Origin of the sequence: Chamaesiphon sp. VAR_69_metabat_338 (genome assembly GCF_031423935.1) — a bacterium.
Lineage (GTDB): Bacteria > Cyanobacteriota > Cyanobacteriia > Cyanobacteriales > Chamaesiphonaceae > Chamaesiphon.
The window spans coordinates 1-3,577 of record NZ_JANPGM010000623.1 but is presented as its reverse complement, the minus strand read 5'-3'; the positions used below and the strand labels follow the sequence as shown (position 1 = coordinate 3,577).

At 52.4% G+C, this 3,577-nt stretch carries 3 protein-coding genes; 1 reads left to right on the top strand and 2 read right to left on the bottom strand.

Annotated elements, in window-relative coordinates; genetic code table 11:
• Together cobA and RMO84_RS17150 are read right to left on the bottom strand one after the other, a co-directional pair.
• Positions 1-1,527 (bottom strand): uroporphyrinogen-III C-methyltransferase (cobA, locus tag RMO84_RS17155; protein WP_310489651.1); only part of this gene is annotated, 1,527 nt, incomplete at its 3' end.
• Positions 1,528-1,881: 354 nt separating this feature from the next.
• The gene (locus RMO84_RS17150) at positions 1,882-2,094 is read right to left on the bottom strand and encodes a hypothetical protein (RefSeq protein WP_310489650.1); all 213 of its coding nucleotides are present in this window, start codon (positions 2,092-2,094) and stop codon (positions 1,882-1,884) included.
• A 17-nt stretch (positions 2,095-2,111) separates the two neighbouring features.
• On the opposite strand from RMO84_RS17150, the gene RMO84_RS17145 reads away from it, so the two are divergent.
• Positions 2,112-3,577: translation initiation factor IF-2 N-terminal domain-containing protein (locus tag RMO84_RS17145; protein ID WP_310489649.1), on the top strand; the 1,466-nt coding region annotated here is incomplete at its 3' end.

Below are 3,577 nucleotides of genomic sequence, written 5' to 3'. Positions count from 1 at the left end.
CAGTTCTAAGGCGGTTAGCAAACCAGGTAACGTGTATTCAGTCGCTTCAATATCGACTTTGCCCAGAAGCGATCGACAAGTCGCGGAAGTTTGTGGGCCGATCGAGGCAATTGTAACTCGATCTAACCAGTTTGGTGGTAGCCGATCGCCGATGAGGTCGTAAAAATTCTGGACGGTTTTGGAACTGGCGAAGGTAATTATATCTATTCGATCGCTCTGTAGTGCTGACAGAATGGCCGGATCGATCTGTGCTGGGCATTGGGATTGATAAGCTGCTACTTCGATAACTGTCGCCCCCAACTTCGTAAATTCACCGACTAATACTTCGCGTCCGCCAGTCTCGACACGCGGAAATAAGATGCGCAGATTGGCGGGAGAGGTGGGAAAATGACCGACCAAGGCATCGGCAACAAAATCTGGCGGGATGAAATCTGGATTAATCCCATGCTGTTGTAATGCTTGCGCGGTTTTCTGACCGACTACCGCAATTTTAACTCCGGCTAAGGCGCGGCTATCGCGACCCGATCGAGTTAGCCTTGCAAAGAAGCCATCGACACCATTACTAGACGTCAAAATTAACCAATCAAAATCTGTCAACCGCTCGATTTCGCGATCGAGATCCGTCCAGTTACTAGGGGGGACTATTTCCAAAGTTGGCAGTTCTCGCACCCGTGCGCCGCGCGATCTCAACATTTGCGAAAATTCACTAGCTTGTCCGCTCGCACGCGTAACAAGGACGGTTTTAGCCGCTAATGGGCAGCGATCGGACGGTAGCGAGATCCCCGGATCTGGCTCGATCGGCGATGTCGATCCTTGGCAACGAAGATACTCGCGCAATCTCACTACTTGACCGACAATAATTACGGCTGGCGATAGCTCCACGCCCTCTGTCTCCGTAATAATCCCGCCCAAATCGGATACCCAAACTTGCTGGTGAGGCGTTCCCGCCCAACGCACGATCGCAATTGGGGTCGTAGCCGTGCGATCGTGTTTGAGGAGCTGTGCGACGATCTCGCCCAATTGCCGCGCACCCATCATCATCACCACAGTCGGGATCCGCGCCAAGGCATCCCAATCGAGATCGTCGGTTAGATGCGCGCTCATCACGGCAAAGCCGCGACTCAAAACCGGATCGGTCAAGGGAATTCCCGCGAGTAACGGTGCCGCTAACGCCGTCGAGAGTCCCGGTACGACCTCAAATTCACACGCTGCCGCCGTCAATGCATCGATTTCGGCGGTGACGCGCCCAAAAATAAACGGATCGCCACTTTTGAGCCGGACGACAGTGCGATCGGTTTGGGCAGATGCTACCAACAACAAATCGATTTCAGATTGGGACATACTCGGTCTGCCGCCGCGCTTGCCGACATCGATGAGCGCGCAAGTATCAGGGACTAAGTCTAGCAAACTGCGATCGACCAAAGCGTCATAAATCAGCACTTCCGCTTGCGTGAGAATTTGTTGGGCGCGAATCGTCAAATAAGCAACATCCCCAGGCCCCGCACCCACAATATATACTTTGCTCATCAACCGTGAATTATGAATTATTTATGGAGGAACTTAATTGTAGACAGTGTGAGTGGCTATTTGCTAAGTGTCGATCTCGCCCTGACCAGACTTACTTCGATCGCGCCAGAGCCAATGCCCGAATCGCGATCCAATCTTTACTTTGGCATGCTGGCGATCCCCGATCGGATAAACCTATCACACTATCACAAATTGTCGATTTGACTCGCCAATTATGACGAATTGGTGTAAGAATATAATATGGTTCTCCATTGATAGATCGCTCATCTCGATCGCGTCAATAACCACTGTGCCGCAGCCGCTCGTCCCGACCGGATCGCTAGATCGCGGCATCAACCACCAAGTTCTTCACGGTCAGAGGCTGCGCGAACGCCCATGAGTCGCTCGGCAACGGATGAGGACAATTTTTTTACTAGTCACAGTAGTCTCGCTACTGCGATCGGCAACCACTACCAGGTAATAGCTTTCATTAAATATACATAGTTTCATCAAAACATTAACATTGTGTAGATAAATATATGGTCTTGCCAACATCAAGTCATAATCTAGACGCTCGATCGGTTTCATAAATAGGGACATAGTGGATGAACAACGGCAAAGTCAGAATTTACGAATTGTCAAAGGAATTGAATTTGGAAAATAAGGATTTATTGGGAATTTGTGAAGGCTTAAATATTGTAGTCAAAAGCCATAGCAGCAGTATCTCAGAAGCAGAAGCAGAACAGATTGTCAAAGCCGCCAACGAGAAATTTCCCGATCGGCAAAACAAGGCTCCTCGTCAGATCCTCGCAGACAAGGTGGAAACTGCCACTGCGCCTAAAAGCGATGCCCCTAAAGCACCCCAAAATATCGCCCCTGCTGCCACTAATAGTCCCAGCCAGAGCGCGCCGCCACGACCCACAGAACCCAGAACTCGGATTTTGCAAATCGAACACAAAAGCGATAGTCAAACCAAGCCATCTTTGATGCCCCAACCGCCTTTAAACGCCCAACAACCACCACTGCGGCCATCAGCACCCCCATCGCCTAACGTTAGCCGTCCAGTCGTCCGACCGACACCAGTTGGTGAGGGTGCCACCGTCCGGCGCGCCGAAGTCAGTGACGATGCTAATGCCAATCGCGTTGCCAGGGTTGCCAATCCCGTCCAGCCACCTGCGCCCAAACCCCAACTATCTGGCCCGCCAGCCCGCCCTAATGCCGACAATGAAGCACTAGAGCTAAATAATGGCGATAACTCAGAGAGCAATTCTACACCCGTAGCTCGCTCCTCGGCACCTAATAAGCCCATCCCCAAGTCTCAGATCGTTAAGAGCGACGCTGCTCCACGCCCAGGAGTGGGCGCGCCCACCCGCAGTCCCGGTACGGGAGTCCCGCGCAAACCAGTCGCCAAATCCGAAAGTGACGCGCCACCGCTCAATCGTCCGCCAGCGCGGATCGTCCAAATCAAACCCCAAGGTAGTGGCCCTACCAGACCTGGTGCTCCAGGTAAAGATGGTGCTGCCACAGAGAAAGATGAGAGTACCGCCACCCCGAGCGATCTCGAACTCAAGCGACCGCCGCTGCGCAAACCAGTTAATAAAGGTAAAGGCTGGAGCAAGGAAGAGGAAGAAATCGAAACCGCCAAGGCGAAAGTTCCGGCCAAAGGCAAACGGGTCAAAACTGTCGTCATCGATGAGGATGATGAAGACGACGATCTCGATGGTAACGATAACTCGAATGAGACGATCGTCAGTCTGTCGATCGCAAGGCCTGCCAAACAGAAGATCGGTACTGGTGGCGGTATCCGTCCTGCAGCCGTACCGGCTCAGCGCAAGAGACCCGTAATGAAAGGGGATCAGCAGGCCAAAGAACGCGGTAATAACAACAAACGCGAGCAGAAAAATACGGTTGAAAAGCCCGAATCGATTACGCTCATGGGCAGCATTACCGTCCGCGACCTGGCGGAAATGCTGATGGTACCGGAAACCGAGATCGTCAAACAGCTCTTCTTCAAAGGGATTGCGATCAGCGTGACGCAAATCCTCGATGCGGGTACTGCCACGGCGCCTTG